General features: G+C 61.6%; 18 protein-coding genes. 1 reads left to right on the plus strand and 17 read right to left on the minus strand.

The annotated features are described in order from the left end of the window. Positions 1-50: 50 nt before the first annotated feature. Entirely contained in the window at positions 51-1,091 is a 1,041-nt protein-coding gene (locus LB568_RS23240) for a glutamine synthetase beta-grasp domain-containing protein (protein WP_013895678.1), read from the minus strand. Between the two features lie 317 nt (positions 1,092-1,408). Here LB568_RS23240 and LB568_RS23245 point away from each other — a divergent pair, with 317 nt between their 5' ends. After that, positions 1,409-1,600, plus strand: coding sequence for a DUF2735 domain-containing protein (locus tag LB568_RS23245; RefSeq protein ID WP_023768589.1), 192 nt, complete (start codon positions 1,409-1,411; stop codon positions 1,598-1,600). Between the two features lie 83 nt (positions 1,601-1,683). Here LB568_RS23245 and LB568_RS23250 read toward each other — a convergent pair whose 3' ends face one another. The 16 genes from LB568_RS23250 to secY form a co-directional block, all read right to left on the minus strand. Next, the gene (locus tag LB568_RS23250; protein WP_224731335.1) at positions 1,684-3,573 is read right to left on the minus strand and encodes an MFS transporter; all 1,890 of its coding nucleotides are present in this window, start codon (positions 3,571-3,573) and stop codon (positions 1,684-1,686) included. 183 nt (positions 3,574-3,756) lie between these two features. Then, positions 3,757-4,548 carry an ATP12 family chaperone protein gene (locus LB568_RS23255; RefSeq protein ID WP_013895681.1) on the minus strand — a complete coding sequence of 264 codons (792 nt, stop codon included), beginning with the start codon at positions 4,546-4,548 and terminating at the stop codon, positions 3,757-3,759. A gap of 11 nt (positions 4,549-4,559) precedes the next feature. Then, complete coding sequence (locus tag LB568_RS23260; RefSeq protein WP_049802473.1) at positions 4,560-5,432, minus strand: DMT family transporter; 873 nt, start codon at positions 5,430-5,432, stop codon at positions 4,560-4,562. Positions 5,433-5,473: 41 nt separating this feature from the next. Further along, positions 5,474-6,454, minus strand: a complete 981-nt coding sequence (locus LB568_RS23265; RefSeq protein ID WP_013895683.1) for an RluA family pseudouridine synthase — start codon at positions 6,452-6,454, stop codon at positions 5,474-5,476. A gap of 61 nt (positions 6,455-6,515) precedes the next feature. Continuing rightward, on the minus strand, positions 6,516-6,890 hold the full coding sequence (gene crcB / locus LB568_RS23270) for a fluoride efflux transporter CrcB (protein WP_224731336.1): 375 nt from the start codon (positions 6,888-6,890) through the stop codon (positions 6,516-6,518). 67 nt (positions 6,891-6,957) lie between these two features. Beyond that, positions 6,958-8,616 carry a hypothetical protein gene (locus tag LB568_RS23275; RefSeq protein WP_224731337.1) on the minus strand — a complete coding sequence of 553 codons (1,659 nt, stop codon included), beginning with the start codon at positions 8,614-8,616 and terminating at the stop codon, positions 6,958-6,960. A gap of 380 nt (positions 8,617-8,996) precedes the next feature. Further along, positions 8,997-9,827, minus strand: coding sequence for an aspartyl/asparaginyl beta-hydroxylase domain-containing protein (locus tag LB568_RS23280; protein WP_224731338.1), 831 nt, complete (start codon positions 9,825-9,827; stop codon positions 8,997-8,999). Positions 9,828-9,986: 159 nt separating this feature from the next. Beyond that, positions 9,987-10,664, minus strand: a complete 678-nt coding sequence (locus LB568_RS23285; protein ID WP_224731339.1) for a DUF930 domain-containing protein — start codon at positions 10,662-10,664, stop codon at positions 9,987-9,989. Positions 10,665-10,669: 5 nt separating this feature from the next. Continuing rightward, positions 10,670-11,977, minus strand: a complete 1,308-nt coding sequence (locus LB568_RS23290; RefSeq protein WP_023776147.1) for a replication-associated recombination protein A — start codon at positions 11,975-11,977, stop codon at positions 10,670-10,672. A 41-nt stretch (positions 11,978-12,018) separates the two neighbouring features. After that, a complete protein-coding gene (locus LB568_RS23295; protein WP_224731340.1) occupies positions 12,019-13,512 on the minus strand; it encodes a DegQ family serine endoprotease in 1,494 nt (497 codons plus the stop codon). Between the two features lie 181 nt (positions 13,513-13,693). Next, the gene (rplQ, locus tag LB568_RS23300; protein ID WP_013895690.1) at positions 13,694-14,125 is read right to left on the minus strand and encodes a 50S ribosomal protein L17; all 432 of its coding nucleotides are present in this window, start codon (positions 14,123-14,125) and stop codon (positions 13,694-13,696) included. 104 nt (positions 14,126-14,229) lie between these two features. Next, the gene (locus LB568_RS23305) at positions 14,230-15,240 is read right to left on the minus strand and encodes a DNA-directed RNA polymerase subunit alpha (RefSeq protein WP_006205443.1); all 1,011 of its coding nucleotides are present in this window, start codon (positions 15,238-15,240) and stop codon (positions 14,230-14,232) included. 100 nt (positions 15,241-15,340) lie between these two features. Then, positions 15,341-15,730 carry a 30S ribosomal protein S11 gene (gene rpsK, locus LB568_RS23310; RefSeq protein ID WP_006205444.1) on the minus strand — a complete coding sequence of 130 codons (390 nt, stop codon included), beginning with the start codon at positions 15,728-15,730 and terminating at the stop codon, positions 15,341-15,343. Between the two features lie 127 nt (positions 15,731-15,857). Beyond that, a complete protein-coding gene (rpsM, locus tag LB568_RS23315) occupies positions 15,858-16,226 on the minus strand; it encodes a 30S ribosomal protein S13 (protein ID WP_006205445.1) in 369 nt (122 codons plus the stop codon). A gap of 206 nt (positions 16,227-16,432) precedes the next feature. Further along, the gene (locus tag LB568_RS23320; RefSeq protein WP_224731341.1) at positions 16,433-17,041 is read right to left on the minus strand and encodes an adenylate kinase; all 609 of its coding nucleotides are present in this window, start codon (positions 17,039-17,041) and stop codon (positions 16,433-16,435) included. Further along, complete coding sequence (gene secY, locus LB568_RS23325; RefSeq protein ID WP_224731342.1) at positions 17,038-18,378, minus strand: preprotein translocase subunit SecY; 1,341 nt, start codon at positions 18,376-18,378, stop codon at positions 17,038-17,040. Before secY ends, LB568_RS23320 begins: the two co-directional genes overlap by 4 nt. Positions 18,379-18,432: the final 54 nt, after the last annotated feature.

An 18,432-nucleotide genomic window follows, 5' to 3' on the forward strand; every position in this document is an offset into this window, starting at 1 on the left:
TCATCGAGTTCTGGTGCGGCGAAGATCTTGCGTCCGCGCCGCGAAAACAATCAGGCGGCAGCCGAAACCGATGCGTCGGTCGCAACCTGCGAGATCGTCTTCAGGATCTGCGAAGCGATCTGGTAGGGGTCGCCCTGCGAATTCGGACGGCGGTCTTCCAGGTAGCCCTTGTAGTCATTCTTGACGAAGGAGTGCGGCACGCGGATCGACGCACCGCGGTCGGCGATGCCGTAGCTGAACTTGTTCCATGGCGCGGTCTCGTGCTTGCCGGTCAGACGCTTGTCATTGTCCGGGCCGTAGACGGCGATGTGGTCCATCAGGTTCTTGTCGAACTGCGCCATCAGCGATTCGAAATACGCCTTGCCGCCGACTTCGCGCATATAAGCGGTCGAGAAGTTGGCATGCATGCCCGAGCCGTTCCAATCGGTGTCGCCAAGCGGCTTGCAGTGGAATTCGATGTCGATGCGGTATTTTTCGGTCAGGCGCAGAAGCAGATAGCGGGCGATCCACATCTGGTCGGCGGCCTTCTTGGAGCCCTTGCCGAAGATCTGGAATTCCCACTGGCCCTTGGCCACTTCGGCGTTGATGCCTTCATGGTTGATGCCGGCCGCCAGGCAAAGGTCGAGATGCTCCTCGACGATCTGGCGTGCGACATCGCCGACGTTCTTGTAGCCGACACCGGTGTAATACGGGCCCTGCGGGGCGGGATAACCGGTCTCCGGGAAGCCGAGCGGACGGCCGTCCTTGTAGAAGAAATACTCCTGCTCGAAGCCGAACCAGGCGCCCTCGTCGTCGAGAATGGTGGCGCGCTTGTTGGAGGCGTGCGGCGTCACACCGTCGGGCATCATGACTTCGCACATGACCAGCACGCCGTTGGTGCGGGTCGGGTCCGGATAAACCGCGACCGGCTTCAGCACGCAATCGGAGCTGTGGCCTTCGGCCTGCATGGTCGAGGAACCATCGAAACCCCACAGCGGCAGCTGGTCGAGCGTCGGGAATTCGGCGAATTCCTTGACCTGCGTCTTGCCGCGAAGGTTGGGGACCGGGGTGTAACCATCGAGCCAAATGTACTCGAGCTTGTATTTCGTCATTCTAGCCTCTCGTTGCTTGATCACCGAACACTGAACGGCGTCGACACGCGTCTGCCGTCAGCAGCCGGCCCTGCCGGATCACTAAAATGCAATTCGTGTGCCACTCGGGTCCCGGCGGGTGCGGCAAAATGGCGGCGGTACCCGGTTGAATTTGCTGAGCCGCCTCATCGATGGATCGAGATCGATCAACAATGCAAAATGCACAAATAATATGCAAAAGATGATCTTTTCGTAGGCATATTGCCTAAATGAATCGCACAACCTATCTTGCAATAAAGCTGAATCGAAAAGCTCCCGCGAAAGAAAGGAGGCCGCTTATGGAAGTCACCATCTCCCGTCCGTCGGCAAAGATCCTGATGTTCCCTCTGGCAGCCCGCAAATCTGCCTCAAATTTAGGCGCAAAGGCCAAGTTCGCGGCAGAGCTTGCCTCGCTGCGCAACACCCACGCCGATTTTGACGGCTGGTACCACGAAGCGGCCGTCGAGGAAGAAAACCAGCGGAAGAGCTGAGCCAGCCCTTCAGGTCTCGGATACGAAAAAGCCCGGCGTGATTGCTCACGCCGGGCTTTTTTTGTTGGTGGACGATCCGTCGGCTACTCCTTGGCGTGCAGATCGGTGCCAAGCGTGTCCTTGACGAAGATCATGCCGATAACGAGCGACATCGCCGCGATCACCACCGGATACCAGAGGCCGTAGTAGATGTCGCCCTTGTAGGCACTGAGGGCGAACACAGTTGCCGGCAGCAGGCCGCCGAACCAGCCATTGCCGATATGGTAGGGCAGCGACATGCCGGTATAGCGGATGCGGGTCGGGAACATCTCGACCAGAATCGCCGCGATCGGCCCGTAGACCATGGTGACGAACAGCACCAGGATGAACAGGATGCCGATCGTCATCGGCCAGTTGACGGCTGCCGGATCCGCGAACATGGCGAAGGCGCCACCGCCCGGTATGTTGTAGACAGTGACCTCGGGCGCGCCCGCGGCCTCATCGGTGGTCAGGATCTTATCCTTGACCGCCTGCTCGGTCGGCACCGCTGTCTTTTCGCCGCCACGGATGGCGGCAGCATCGAGCTTCAGTTCAGGGTTGGCGGCGATGAAGGCGTCGAGTTTCTGGTCGGCAACCTTGATTGCCGCGCGCTTCAGCGGATAACCGCCATCCCGCAGGGACATGTTGACGGCCTTGACGAAGGCGGCGTCCTTGGCCTTCGCCTGGTCGCCGGCAGCGATGGCGTCGTAGGACTCCACGGTCTCGTTGCCGATCTTGACCGACGCGGCTGTTCCGGCCGCGGCCGTCGAGACGACGTCGTAGGGAACCGAGTTCTTGGTCAAGAACGAAGTCGCGATGTCGCAGGACGTCGTGAACTTGGCGGTGCCGACCGGATTGAACTGGAACCTGCAATCGCCGGGGGCGGCCGTCACCGTTGCCCGGGTGTTCTGCTGTGCCGTGGCCAGCGCCGGATTGGCGGCCCAGGTCAACGCCTTGAACAGCGGGAAGGTGCAGACAATTGCCAGCGCAAGGCCAGCCATGATGATCGGCTTGCGGCCGATCTTGTCGGACAGCCAGCCGAACACGACGAAGAAGATCGAGCCGATGGCCAGCGCAATGGCGATCATGATGTTGACCGACTGCGCATCGACCTTCAGCACGTTCTGCAGGAAGAACAGTGCGTAGAACTGGCCGTTGTACCAGACGACGGCCTGGCCGGCAGTGAGGCCAAGCAGCGCCAGCAGCGCGATCTTGGCGTTCTTCCACTGACCGAAAGCCTCGGAGAGCGGCGCCTTGGAGCCTTTGCCCTCTTCCTTCATCTTCTGGAAGGTCGGCGACTCAGAAAGCGACAGCCGGATCCAGATCGAGACGGCGAGCAGCAGGAAGGAAACGATGAACGGAATGCGCCAGCCCCAGGCAGCGTAGCTTTCCTTGCTCAACGAGCCCTGAACGATCAGGATGACGATCAGCGACAGGAACAGACCGAGCGTAGCCGTCGTCTGGATCCATGACGTATAGAAGCCTCGGCGGTCGTCGGGCGCGTGCTCGGCGACGTAGGTCGCCGCGCCACCATATTCACCGCCGAGCGCCAGGCCCTGCAGCATGCGAAGGATGATCAGGATCACCGGAGCGGCGATGCCCAAGGTGGCATACCCCGGCAGCAGGCCGACCAGGAAGGTGGACAGGCCCATGATCGTCATGGTGACAAGGAACGTATATTTGCGGCCGACGAGGTCGCCGATACGACCGAACAAAAGGGCGCCGAAAGGGCGCACCAGGAAGCCGGCGGCAAAGGCCAGCAGCGCGAAGATGTTGCGTGTCGCCTCAGGGATCGTCGGAGCAAAAAAGGTCGAGCCGATGAAAGCCGCCAACGAGCCGTAGAGATAGAAATCGTACCATTCGAAAACGGTGCCGAGCGAGGAAGCGAAGATGACCTTCTTCTCTTCCCGCGTCATGCCGCGGCTCGTTCCGCCGGCGGTCGATGCCAATGCCATTGCGTTTTCCTCCCGTGAGACCCTTTTCCTCGACGCTGCGTTTCAATCGTCGGCGTTCTCCTCCGAACGCGGACTCAACGACAGCCATCGCGGAAAAAATGACAGAAAGCGCCCCCCGGCGGCAGAGCGACGATGGGATTATGACTTTGGTATTAGGTGCGGTGCGGCAAAGCCGTGCGAAGCTCAGGCCTTGAGCGCTTCCAGGAGCTGGACAGCGGCCATCATATCGCGCTTGCGGGCGGAGCGGCGGGCAACCGCCTCCGCGTCCTGGCCCCATTGCTCGATCTGCCAGTCCTCATCGACATGGCCGGCGGCCCAGGCGGCCTCGACGTCGAGCTCGCCAAAATCGACAGCCAGCGCCAGCAGCGCCGAACCGGTCAGCGATGTCATGACGTGGATGGCGGCGAGCCGCAGCGGATCGGCACGCTGAGCAAGATGCGCGCCCAGCACGGCGATCGTCTCGCGCGGCTGCTCGACATGAATGATGCCTTCAGCAAGATTGAAGCGGGCTCCAAGGCTGCCGCGTGCCCAATCGATCACCGGGTCCCAGTGCTCGTTCTGCCGCTCGACCAGCCCTTGCGGCGCATCGGCGCGGTAACAAAGCAAGTCGGACGAGGCAAAGCGCAATATGTCTTCCAGCACCGCCTGCGGATCGCTGGCGACGCCATCGATGGCGGTGTTGACCAGGCGCATCACCGGCATCGTTACTGGATTGATGGTCTCGCCCTGGGCGGCGAACTCGTCGGCAACCAGCGCCGCGGCTGCTTCGGTCGGCAGCGACAGCAGCGCCTTTCCCGGTGTGCGCACCGGCCTGCCGTCGAGATGGACGGCAAACCCGTCTTCCACCGGCGCAACCGAGACGGTTTTGTAGAAGCGCTTCGGCAGCGGTGTCTTCATCTGGATCTGGGCGCGGCGCACCGGGTCCGGATCGGAAAGGTATTTGCCCGCTTCGAGGTCGTTGAGGATATCGCGCATGAAGGTCTCTCTCACACCGGTGTCAGCTTGCGCGCCGGCCGGTTGACGATGATCAGGCCGGCGGCAATCAGACCAAGTGCCAGGAAGATGCGGATGGTCAGCGGCTCGTTCAAGATGATTGCGCCGCACAAAACACCGAACACCGGTGACAGGAAGGTGAAACTGGACAGACCCGACGCCGGATAGCGGCGCAGCAGCCAGAACCACAACACGTAGGTGAAGGCGACGATGTAGATCGCCTGGAACAGCAGCGCCAGGGTCGGCAGCAATGTGGGATCGCGGACCGGCGGGCCCGCCAAAGGCAGAACCAGAAGGCCAACGATGGCCGCGCCGGCGAGTTGGTAAAGCAGCAGCTTTTCAGCACTCGCCTCGACCAGTTTCGAGCGTTTGATGAGGATATTGGTCAGGGCCCAGAAAAACCCTGAGCCGAGACTGAGTAGGTCGCCGAACAGCATGTCCCCGCCGCCGCCGAGCTTATCGGAAAAAACAGCGGCAAGACCGGCGAAGGCCAAGAGCAGGCCGAGGAACTTGCGCAAGGTGATCTGTTCGCCAAGCAGGAAGTGGCCGCCGATCAGCATCCAGAACGGCATGGTATTGACCAGCAGCGTGTTGCGGGCAACGGTCGTGTGTTCCAGGCCAACGTAAAGGCAAAGAAATTCGACGCCGAAAAGTACGCCCACCGCGATGCCGGCAAGCAAGGTGCCGTCGCGCGTGAACAGCGCGATGCCGCGCCAGCGGCACCAGAGGAAGACGCAGAAGCCGCCGATGATCGAACGCGCGATCGACAGGAAGACGGGGTCGTAACCGGCATAGGAGATCTTGGCGGCGACGTAGTTCAGTCCCCAGGAAAAAGTCAGGCCGACCATGATCGCGGCGGCGGCCATGTCGACCGTGTCGCGCCGATCGAGCGTGTCGGTGACCACGATCAATCCTCCGCGCTGGCGTCGTCGAAGCCGATCAGGTTCCAGCTCTGGCGCATATGCGGCGGCATCGGCGCGGTGACGTCGATGAAGCCCTTGTCCGGGTGGGGGATGACGATGCGCCGCGCGTGCAGGTGCAGGCGATTTTGGATGCCGCCGGGAAAATCCCAATTGGTGTCGGCCTCGAAATATTTCGGATCGCCGATGATCGGGCAGCCGATATAGGCGGCATGGACGCGCAGCTGGTGGGTGCGGCCGGTATAGGGCTCCATTTCCAGCCAGGTCATCGTCTGCGCCGCCTGCTCGATGATGCGGTAGTAGGACACGGCATGGTCGGCGCCTTTTTCGCCATGCGCGGCGATGCGCACCCGGTCGCCGTCGGGTGTCGGCTCCTTGATCAGCCAGGTCGAGATCTTGTCCTCGCGCTTGGGAGGCACGCCCTTGACCAGCGCCCAGTAGGTCTTCTTGGTCTCGCGGGCGCGGAATGCCTCGGAGAGCTTCATCGCGGCCAGCCTCGTGCGGGCAACGACCAGCACGCCCGACGTGTCGCGGTCGAGCCGGTGGACCAGCCGCGGCTTCTCGCCCTTCTGGTTGCGCCACGCTTCCAGCATGTCGTCGACATTGCGGGTAACGCCCGAACCGCCCTGCACCGCCAGGCCTGCAGGCTTGTTGAAGACGAAAACCTTCGGATCCTCATGGATCAGCATTTTGGCCAGGACGTCGGCATCGCCCTGGTTACGGATCGAGTGGCCGGTCAGCGGGCTCTCGCCCTTCTTGTCCACCTCGAGCGGCGGGACACGCACCACCTGGCCAGGCTCGACACGGCTGTCCGCCTTGACGCGGCCGCCATCGACGCGGATTTGGCCCGAGCGCAGCAGCTTCTGCAGATGGCCGAAGCCGAGGCCCGGGAAATGGGTCTTGAACCAACGATCGAGCCGCATGCCCGCCTCGCCGGCCTCCACCGTGATCTGTTCAACGCCTGCCATGTTTTCTTCGCTTATCCATTTCCCGGCAGGGCTCGGCCCTACTCTCGGCGCGGCAATAGCACTAAGGCAGGCTTCTTGCGAGCCAAAGTCCCAGAAACAGGGCGATAATGGCGCCAATGACGCTGGCAAGCGCATATCCGAACGCAGGCAGCGTGGCTCCCCGCTCCCACAATGTCGCGAAATCCAGCGAGAAAGCGGAAAAGGTGGTGAAGCCGCCAAGGATGCCGGTGGCGACAAACAGCCTGACTTCGGTCGATCCGCCGCGGCGCGCCAGGATGGCGATGAATAGACCCATGGCAAAGGAGCCGACGATGTTGATCGCCATCGTGCCCCAGGGATAGTTGGGGCCGACGAGGCGCAGCGCGCCCATATTGGCGAAATGACGGATGCCGGCGCCGATGCCGCCGCCGACGACCACGAGAAGCAGATTGAACATGGTCGTTTACTGCCCCTGCAGGGGCGGCGGCGTCAATCCCTTCAAGACCCGACAGTCGACCCCGCCTTCACCACTCGGGCGCCGTCCAGTTCGGATATCTCTTCTGGAACTCGCTGTAGAGGGCATCCACTTCGGCTTTGCTGACCGGGCGCACCTGCTCATAGAGGTAACCGGTAAGGCCGCCGGACAATTGGTAGGTTTCAACGCGTTTGTAGGCAGCGCCGATACCCGTTCCCTCGACAATATTCTGGTTGGGAAGCGTGACACAGATCTGCGCACCCGGCTGCAGATGGATAACAGGCCGGTCAGCCACGACAACATATCTGGATTTCAAAGCCTCCGGCCGGAATCGATCGCGACTATCCACCTGACAAATCCATCCGACGTGCGGAGTGAGCTTGGGATCCAAACCAAACAACAGCGAGTCGCTCAAAACCGCGCCTGAGGCAAACACCGAAAAACGATCCTCAGCTTTCATTTTGCCAAGCAGGTCGGCAATCAAGCGTCTGTATTCGGGAAGATTGTCGAGGTGTAGCGGGAGCGTCGCTTCCTCGGCGAAAACGAAGCCGACCGGCGACAGCAGTTGACGACCGACTGGAAAAAAAGTGCCAAAAAAAGCAAAACCGGCGGCACAAGCGATGGCGGCCGCCGACCATCGTGATTTCAGTGCCGGCATCGAAACGATCGCAACGATTGCCTGGGCGTATGCCGGGAACAGCCAAAGAAACATCGGCAATGAATGATGCCGCTCCGGATCCTGGGTGCGGATAAAGATCAAGAAAGTGAGCACCGAGGCAAAGGCGCACAACAGCGAAAACCCATTGCGGCGCACGATCGAGAGATAGAGGCCAACGAAGATCAGCAGCCAGTTCACATAGCTGAGCCGGGATCCCATCTCGCCAAGTTGGATGAGGAAGGTCGTCCTGTATCCGCTGTAGAGATCGCCATAGCTGGTGCCTAGAATCTTGGCGATCAGCGGTAGCTGAAAGTTCAATGAGGTCGCGGCAATAACGAAAATCGCACACAGGCCGCCCAATGCCGCTTTGCCAAAGGACGGATAGCTCCGATCCCTTGCAATCTGCAGCAAACAAAAGAAGGCGGCGGAAACGGCGATGCCAATGACGGCGTAGGCGTACCAGCGACGCAGCATGAACGCCAGCCACAGGCACACACCCACGCAAATTCCGCTGATCACCGGTTCGCGGGTAAGAAACTTTGACTTCCAAAGAAAATAGGTCGCCACGGTAATGGCAAGACAACCGGCAATGTCCGGCATTCCACGAAGCGTCGGCGCCCAGAACGGAGTGTAGAGGAAGGCCGCAATCCAGACGGCGAGCCAGGCTCGGGGTGAAGACGTCTCGGAAGTCGCCTCCAGATAGCTCATTCGGGCTATGAGGAGAACCGTCGGTACCAGATAGACCGCGACTATTCCAGCGACAAACGCATACCGCGAACCTCCGAAAACTACATAAATCGGCATCAACGGCGCCAAAATCGCCGAACCATAGTCATCTGTCGCGATGGAGGTGGCCAACTGGCTTAGCCATTGAAAAGGCCCCTCGATCAGGAGCGCCCCTTGATGCCGGAATGTATTGAAGTAGGCGACGAAGTCCCAATAATAGACGGGCTCTTCAAGGCTTACATATATGGCGCTCAGAACAAGGCCCGGTATCAGGGTGCAGATATAAGCCCCCGTCCAGAATCCGAAGATTTTGTTCTTTGTCACTGGAGGCCGCCTGGGAGGAAAAGACAGAGCCGTGGAACCCGAACCGCACCAACTCCCAACGCAGGAGCCGTTCCGGCAAATGCGAATCTAGCGAGACAATTCATATAATGAATTGTCGAGAGCCCAAATGGCGGTGAAAGAACAAGCGCGGCGACGCCTTGCTCGCCTCAAGCCCAGCGACGGCATTGCCGAATGGAGTCCCGGTGCCGGAGGCTCAAGAGGTACCGGAGATTCAAGAGGTACCGGAGTTTCAAGGCTTGGCGATGCCAAGCCTGTGCACGAGATCTGTCAAAATTGACTACATCTCGTCCTGCCACACCTTGTCCTGCAAGCCACCAGGACGCTGCCGGCGGAGCCCGACAGCGTCGATAGCTTTCAGCTCAGGTGGTTTCGACTTTCTTCGGTTTGGTCGAGCCGATCATTTTCCAGTTCTTGTAGAACATCGAATTGATGCGCTCGACGCTGACCGAGACGATGGCGAGCATGCCTGCTATCAGGCGGGGGACCGGGGATGGCCTGATGATGTCCATGAACACGCAGTAGCGGCGGCCGTCATACTCGTTGACCGAGCGGTGCAGCAGCGTGTCGTCGAAAATGAACAGCGGATTGTCGTACCAGTAATTCTTGACGTTGCCGCATTCGACGAAGATCTCCGACTTCACCGGGATCAGATTGTAGAGAATGCGCAGGCTGAGCCGCAGCGGGCCGAAGTGCCACGAGGTCGATTCGCGCTTGCTGAAGACGGAAACGGCGATCGTCTTTATGTATTTGAAATCCTTATTGAACTCGGCGACGTTGTCGATCCTGTGCTTGCCGTACCATTGGTAGACATACATGCCGCGCCTGCCGGCGCCGAAATTGGCATCGATGTCGGCGATGATCTCGTCCTTGCGCGCCTTGAAGATGTCCAGGACCTCATTGACCTCGCGCTGATAATCGGCGGGAAATTGCTCCAGCTTCCACACGCCGGGATTCCTGTAGCAGAGCAGATCGACCAGCAGGTTGAACGGCGACAGCAGCCAGGTGAACAGGCCGTTGCCGAGGAAGTAACCTGAGAACAGCGAGAGATCCTTTCTGTCGTTGCGCAGCACGTCGATCAGGCCGCAGACGATGAAGATCGTCGTCAGGATGGGGATGAAATAGAAGCCAAGGGCGAGAAGCGGGACGGCAATGGCGAATTTGCGAAGGGATTTGCGAAGGGTTTTTGTCATTTTTCCACGCGCGGAGCGCGATCCTGTTGCGAATGAACTGCCAAAATCATGGCAACGACCACCGCCCGGCCGTGCGCCTTGATAAGGTCTTTTGGGTCACCACACAACGGTCACGGCATCGTGCCTGGCGGCTGCCTCGTGGAGGTCGCCGGACTTCGGTCAATGCACCGCCGGCAAACCAAGCTCGTCCCATTTTTCCCTGGCCACGGGATCGCCGACCAGAAACTCAAAGCCGATGACGCTTTCGCCGTCTCGTGCGAGCTGGCATTTGAACTTCAAACTGTACCAGTTTTTGCGGCTGCGGAAAGCCGCACCGTTCGCGGCAATCGTGGTTCCAGTTATTTTTTCCTCCGCCGTCGCGTAAGGCACGACGCGTTCGGGCTGAAAGTCCGCCCGCCAGCGGCGAATCTGGTCCATGGCCTCGAGATTGCACAATTGCACCATGCGTTCATCCGAAGCGAAGGTGGCGAGATCGGCGCGCGCCTGCCGGCTGCGTGGATCGGCGAGCGTCTTGGCCGACAGCATCTCGGTCGGCCGGATCATGGCCGGCGCAGACGGCTGTTGAGTTTGAGGGGCATCCGGCGTTGGCGCCGGAGTTCGCTCCTCCGGCGCCGGTAGCGGTGCCGGCGTTGGCGCGGGCGGTCGCCTTGTCGAAGCCTCGAACTGCAGCGGCGTCAGAATGTCGACAGACACCCGCTCTTCCTCCAGCCGTTTCGGCGGCTTCGGCAATGGCATCAAGGCCAGCGCGGCGGCGAGCAGCGTGTGCAGGACAACAGAGGCGGAAACACCCCAGGGCGAAGCCTCGTCTCGAAGCGTGACGACCACCGGGCCGCGCAAGCCGGCTATTCCCGCTCTTTGCGCAGCTTTGCCCAATAATCGAGCCGCTTCCTGATATCGCGCTCGAAACCACGCTCAGGCGGATCGTAGAAGGTCTGGCGGCCCATCTTCTCGGGAAAATAGTCCTGGCCCGAAAAGGCGTCCGGCTCGTCATGATCGTAGCGATAGCCCGCGCCGTAATCCTCTTCCTTCATCAGCTTGGTCGGCGCGTTCAGAATGTGCTTTGGCGGCAGCAGCGAGCCGTGCTCCTTGGCAGCGCGCGTGGCCGCTTTGAAGGCGGTGTAGACGGCGTTGGATTTGGGCGCCGTGGCGAGATAGACGGTGGCCTCGGCAAAGGCGAGTTCGCCCTCGGGCGAGCCCAGATAGTCGTAGGCATCCTTGGCGGCGTTGGCGACGACCAGCGCCTGCGGATCGGCAAGGCCGATGTCCTCCATCGCCATGCGCACCAGCCGGCGGCCGAGATAGAGCGGATCCTCGCCGGCATCGAACATGCGCGCGAGATAGTAGAGCGCGGCGTCGGGATCCGAGCCGCGCACCGATTTGTGCAGCGCCGAAATCAGATTGTAATGGCCGTCCTGGCCTTTGTCGTAGATCGGCGCACGGCGCTGCACGATGCGCTGCAGCCCTTCGGGATCGAACACCTCGCCAGGCTTGGCGGCGCGCCAGACTTCCTCGGCGAGCGTCAGGGAGGCGCGTCCGTCACCATCGCTCATGCGGATGAGCATTGTCCGCGCCTCATCGTCTAGCGGCAGTGCCCTGCCCTCCGTCTCTTCCGCCCGCGTCATCAGCTTGGCGATGCTGTCCTCGCCAAGCGAATGAAAGACCATGACGCGCGCGCGCGACAACAGCGCCGCGTTGAGTTCGAAGGACGGATTTTCGGTGGTGGCGCCGACCAGGACGACTGTCCCATCCTCCATGACGGGGAGAAAGGAATCCTGCTGGGCGCGGTTGAAACGATGGATCTCGTCGACAAACAACAATGTCTGGCGGCCATTGGCGCGGCGCAGCTTGGCGGCCTCAAAGACCTTCTTCAGGTCGGCGACCCCGGAAAACACCGCCGATATCTGCTCGAAGGCAAGGCTGGTCTCGCCGGCAAGCAACCTTGCCACTGTGGTCTTGCCAGTGCCGGGCGGACCCCAGAAGATCATCGAGCCGAGCGAACCCGAGCCGATCAGCCGGGTCAGCGCGCCATCTGGCCCGGTCAGATGTTCCTGGCCAACGACCTCACCAAGATTCTTCGGCCGCAGCCTGTCGGCCAGCGGCCGTCCAGGCGGCGTCTTTTCCGGTTCGTCAACGCTGAACAGATCGGCCATGCACTTCTTTTGGTTTGGAGCGCGATCTCTTCAGATCGAGCTCAGTAACGCAACACCTGGCGCAGTATCTGCCCGCCGCGCTCGACGGTAAAGCGCCACCAGCGCGTATCCTGCTGGGCAGCCTGCGCCAGCGTCGCGGCTGTGTCGATCGCGGTGCCGTTGACCTCGCGCACGATGTCGCCCGGCATGAAACCGAAATCGGCGGCCGGCGAGTCGCGGTTGATGTCGATCACCGTCACGCCCTTGAGATCGGTGCGCAGGCCGAGCTTCTGGGCAAGCCGCGGCGACAGCTCCGCGACCTTGGCGCCCGAGAACGGGCTGCGGCCATGCAGCGTCACTTCCGTGGCTTTCGCACCCTCCGGCGCGCGCTCCAGCGCGATGTCCATCGCTGCCTGCTGGCCCTTGGTCAGGATCGCGAAATTGGCCTTGGTGCCGATCGACAGCGTCGCCATGCGATAATCCAGCGCCTCGATACTCTCGACCGGCTTGCCGTTGATCTGCAGCACGACATCGCCTGGCTTCAGCCCCGCCTTGCCAGCCGGCCCCGTCGCATCGACGGACGAGACCAGGGCGCCGGTCGGCTTTTCCATGGCAAGCGATTCGGCGATCTGCGGCGTCACCGCCTCGAACTCGGCGCCGATATAGGGGCGCTCGAAGAAATCGAGGCCGGCCTTGGCGGCATCGGCGAAAGCCCGCACCATGTTGGCCGGGATGGCAAAACCGATGCCGATCGAGCCGCCGCTGCGGCTATAAATTGCGGTGTTGATGCCGACCAGCTGGCCGCCCATGTTGATCAGCGCGCCGCCGGAATTGCCGGGATTGATGGCGGCGTCGGTCTGGATGAAGTAGCCCGAGTCCGAGACGCCGATATGGCTGCGGGCAAGTGCGGAGACGATACCGCTTGTGGTGGTCTGGCCGACGCCGAAGGGATTGCCGATGGCCAGCACCAGATCGCCAACTTCGAGCGCGTCGGAATCGCCGATGGCGATCACCGGGAATGGCTTGTCGGATTCGATCTTGAGCACGGCAAGGTCGAGCGTCTCGTCCTTCAGCATCACCTTGCTGGTGAATTCGCGCCCGTCGGCGGTCGCCACCTTGACCTCGTCGGCATCCTTGATGACGTGAAAATTGGTGACGATGACGCCGCTCGGATCGACAAGCACGCCCGAACCCAGCGAGGACTGCGCGCGCGGCCGGGCACGGCCGAAAAACTCCTCGAAGAACGGATCGCCTTCAAAAGGCGACGTGACCTTGGCCGTCTGCGAGGCATAGACATTGACCACGGCGGGCGCCGTCTGCTTGACCAGCGGCGCGAACGACAGCTGCACCTCTTCGCGGCCGAACGGCACGCGCTTGTCGGGTCCTGAGGTAGCGTTTTCGCCCTCGACACCATGCAACAGATCGGTCAGCACGTCCGACAGGCCCGGATCGGCTGGTTTTGCGGCGTCTTCGGCCAACGCCTGCCGAACTGCCGGTGCGGCTGCGAACACCATGAAGGCGCAGAGCAGGACAAGGGACAGTCTTTTGGCGCGCATTCGCGAATCCTCCAAGGCAAGTTCGGGCGCATTGTCCCGACGATTGTGCAAAATGAAAGGCTAAGCCGCTGAAATCCGATTATTTTCGCGCAAGCAGATCTTTATGGGCACGCTTTGAACCGCGCAGAACATGAAAAAGGGGCCCGCAGGCCCCTTCAATTCATTCTGGAAAGACGTGACCTTATGCGGCCGCGGCGTCCGCTTCGGTGCCTTCGGCTTCGAGGCGGGCGCGGTCGCCGGCGCCCTTGGCCGAGGTGTCGCGATCGACGAACTCGATGACGGCCATCGCGGCATTGTCGCCGTGACGGAAGCCCGCCTTCATGATGCGCAAATAGCCGCCGTTACGGTTGGCGTAGCGCGGGGCGATCGTGTCGAACAGGCGCTTGACGACGCCTTCATTGCCGATCTGCGCGATCACCTGGCGGCGGGCGTGCAGGTCGCCGCGCTTGCCGAGCGTCACCAGCTTCTCGACGATCGGACGCAGGTCCTTCGCCTTCGGCAAGGTGGTGACGATCTGCTCGTGCTCGAGCAGCGACACGGCGAGGTTGGCGAACATCGACTTGCGATGGCTAATGCTTCGGGCGAAGCGACGGCCTTTGAAACCGTGGCGCATGGCTCACTTCCTTCTTCAGTTGTTCAAGAGGACACGGCCTCTGATGGTTTTCCGCATGACCGTCGGATCGAGCGGCCAAGGCCGCCGATCCTTGGAATTCATGCTCAATATTGATCTTCGTAACGCTTGGCGAGGTCTTCGATGTTTTCCGGCGGCCAGTCCGGCACTTCCATGCCGAGATGCAGGCCCATCGCCGCCAGCACTTCCTTGATCTCGTTCAGCGACTTGCGGCCGAAGTTCGGGGTGCGCAGCATCTCGGCTTCGGTCTTCTGGATGAGATCGCCAATGTAGACGATGTTGTCGTTCTTCAGGCAGTTGGCCGAACGCACCGAAAGCTCGAGTTCGTCGACCTTCTTGAGCAGCGCCGGGTTGAAGGCGAGCTCGGTGACGGCTTCCGCCGCGACTTCCTTCTGCGGCTCGTCGAAGTTGACGAACAGGCCGAGCTGGTCCTGCAGGATGCGAGCGGCGAACGCCACCGCATCCTCGCCCGAGATCGAACCGTCGGTCTCGATGGTCATGGTCAGCTTGTCGTAATCGAGAACCTGGCCCTCGCGGGTGTTCTCGACCTTGTAGGAGACCTTCTTGACCGGCGAATACAGGCTGTCGACCGGGATCAGGCCGATCGGCGCATCCTCGGCGCGGTTGCGCTCTGCCGGCACGTAACCCTTGCCGGTGTCGACGGTGAATTCCATGCGGATTTCAGCGCCTTCGTCCAGCGTGCAGATGACGTGGTCGGGGTTGAGGATCTCGACGTCGCCAACCGTCTGGATGTCGCCGGCCAGAACCGCGCCCGGTCCCTGCTTGCGCACGACCATGCGCTTGGGTCCATCGCCTTCCATGCGGATGGCGATTTCCTTGATGTTCAGAACGATATCGGTCACGTCCTCGCGCACGCCGGCGATGGACGAGAATTCATGCAGGACACCGTCGATCTGCACGGCGGTGACGGCCGCACCGCGCAGCGAAGACAGAAGCACGCGGCGCAGCGCGTTGCCGAGCGTGAGGCCAAAGCCGCGCTCGAGCGGCTCGGCAACCAGCGTGGTCAGCGTCTTCTTCTTCGACGAGAACTCGATCTTGTTCGGCTTGATCAGTTCCTGCCAATTTTTCTGGATCATGATGCTTTCCTTCCGTTGACCCGCCACCATCCAATCGTGGCGGGCGACCTGGAATACCGTGGAGGAACGCCTTTCGGCGTTCGCACGGCGTTCAATAATGTTAGACGCGGCGCTTCTTGCGCGGGCGGCAGCCATTGTGCGGGATCGGCGTCACATCACGGATCGAGGTGATGGTGAAGCCGGCCGCCTGCAGGGCGCGCAGTGCCGATTCACGGCCCGAGCCAGGTCCGCAGACCTCGACTTCGAGCATGCGCATGCCGTGTTCCTGGGCCTTCTTGGCAACGTCCTCGGCTGCCATCTGGGCGGCGAACGGGGTCGACTTGCGCGACCCCTTGAAGCCTTGGGCACCGGCCGACGACCAGGCGATCGAATTGCCCTGCGCGTCGGTGATGGTGATCATCGTGTTGTTGAAGGTCGAATTGACGTGGGCAACGCCCGACGAGATATTCTTGCGTTCGCGACGGCGAACACGAGCGGCTTCCTTGGCCATGATAGTCCTTTCAGTTGATCTCTACACCGCCGTAATGCCAGCGGCTCCACCTTTGAAAGCGAGTAGTGAGTAGTGATTAGCGAATAGGGATCCCCTACTCGCTAATGGCTACTCGCTATTCGCTCACTTACTTCTTCTTGCCGGCGATCGACTTGGCCGGGCCCTTGCGGGTGCGTGCATTGGTGTGGGTGCGCTGGCCGCGAACCGGCAGCGAGCGGCGGTGACGCAGGCCGCGGTAGCAGCCGAGGTCCATGAGCCGCTTGATGTTCATCGACACTTCGCGGCGCAGGTCGCCTTCGACCTGGTAGTCGCGGTCGATGGTCTCACGGATCTGCAGCACTTCCGCGTCGGTCAGCTGGTTGACGCGGCGCTCCGCCGGGATGCCGACCTTGTCGACGATCTCCTGGGCGAACTTCTTGCCAATGCCGTGAATGTACTGAAGCGCGATGACGACGCGCTTGTTGGTCGGAATGTTGACGCCGGCTATACGAGCCATGTTCTTCTCTTCTCCATGTGGGCCGGCCAACCCTCAAAAAGGCAGATCCGGCGCTGTCAAAGTTGCCCCGCGTCCGGTGGAGGCCGGCCCATGCGGGAGTTTCCAGTTCAAAGCGACTGCCTTGCCCTTGCGGACAAGCAAAGCCCATGCCTGATAGGAAGACGGGCCGCCATACCGCAGCGAACCGCTCCCGTCAAGCGCAATCGTTAATTTACCGACTCCGCCCCTTGAGCGGCCGCCGCGAGCACGGCCTCGATCTCGGCGGTCACCGCGTCGATGCTGGCCATGCCGTCGACAGTCTTGAGCCTGCCCTTGGCGTAATAGTAACCGGTCAGCGGAGCGGTCTTCTTGTAGTACTCGCGCAGGCGCTCTTCGAACACCGCGGGATTGTCGTCCTTGCGCACCGGCTGGCCGGCTGCCTTGGCATCCTCGGCGCGCTTGACGATGCGGCCGACCAGGGCCCTGTCGTCGACGACCAGTTCGATGACCGTGTCGAGGCCGATGCTACGCTCGGCAAGCATCTGCTCGACCGCATCGGCCTGCACCAGCGTGCGCGGGTAGCCGTCGAGGATGAAGCCCTTGGCGCAGTCAGCCTGGTCGATCCGCTCGGCAACGATGGCGTTGACGATGGCATCGGACACCAGTTCACCCGCATCCATCACCGCCTTGGCACGCTTGCCGACTTCGGTGCCGGCTTGAACGGCGGCACGCAGCATGTCGCCCGTCGACAGCTGGGGTATGCCGTGTTTCTCTACCAGTCTTTGTGCTTGTGTCCCCTTGCCCGCTCCTGGCGGCCCAAGCAAAATCAACCTCATCTGGCTTTCTTCCCCCCGCGCAGCTTCGACTTCTTGATCAGGCCTTCATACTGGTGCGCGATCAGGTGGCCCTGAATCTGCGCAACCGTATCGAGCGTGACACTGACCACGATCAGAAGCGATGTGCCACCAAGGTAGAATGGTACGCCAGTCGCCGAGATCAGGAACTCCGGCAGCAGGCACACCAGCACCAGATAGATGGCGCCGACGACGGTGATGCGGGTGAGAACGTAATCGATGTAATCGGCGGTGCGCTCGCCCGGACGATAGCCCGGGATGAAGCCCGAATGCTTCTTGAGCTGGTCGGCGGTGTCCTTCGGGTTGAAGACAATCGCTGTGTAGAAGAAGGCGAAGAACACAATCATCGCCGCGTAGAACGCCATGTAGAGCGGCTGGCCATGGCCGAGCGAGGCCAGGATGGTGCTGGCCCAGGCCGGCATGTTGGTCGTCTGCGAGAAGCCGGCGATGGTGGCCGGCAGCAACAGCAGCGACGAGGCGAAGATCGGCGGGATGACGCCCGACGTGTTCAGCTTGAGCGGCAGATGCGAGGTATCGCCCTGGAACATGCGATTGCCGACCTGGCGCTTCGGATACTGGATCAGCAGGCGCCGCTGGGCGCGCTCGAAGAACACGATCAGCGCGATGACGACGATGGCCAGCACGATGATCGCCAGGATCAGGCCGGTCGACAGTGCGCCGGTGCGGCCGAGTTCCAGCGTGCCGGAGATGGCGTGCGGCAGGCCGGCGACGATGCCCGAGAAGATGATCAGCGAAATGCCGTTGCCGATGCCGCGCGCGGTGATCTGCTCACCGAGCCACATCAGGAACATGGTGCCGCCGACCAGAGTGACGACGGTCGAGATGCGGAAGAACATGCCGGGATCGCTGACGATGCCGTTGCCGTTCTCCAGCCCCACCGAAATGCCATAGGCCTGAACCAGCGCGAGCAGCACGGTGCCGTAGCGCGTGTACTGGTTGATGACCTTGCGGCCCTGCTCGCCTTCCTTCTTCAGCGCTTCCAGCGACGGGACGACCGAGGTCATCAGCTGCATGATGATGGAGGCGGAGATGTAAGGCATGATGCCGAGCGCGAAGATCGCCATGCGCTGCACGGCGCCGCCGGCGAACATGTTGAACATGCCGAGCACACCCTTGCTCTGCGAGGAGAAGGCCTGGGCGAAGGCGTCGGGATTGATGCCGGGAAGCGGAATGTAGGTGCCGAGGCGATAGACGAGCAGCGCGCCGATGGTGAACCAGATGCGTTTCTTCAGGTCCTCCGCCTTGGCGAAGGCCGAGAAATTCAGATTCGAGGCTAATTGTTCAGCAGCCGAAGCCATGCCTGATTCTCCGCTTGGTAACGCTTGATGGCCCGTGAGGTCAGGCGGTGCGTT

The sequence above is a fragment of the Mesorhizobium sp. B263B2A genome (genome assembly GCF_020165775.1).
In the GTDB taxonomy this organism is placed as follows: Bacteria; Pseudomonadota; Alphaproteobacteria; order Rhizobiales; family Rhizobiaceae; genus Mesorhizobium; species Mesorhizobium opportunistum.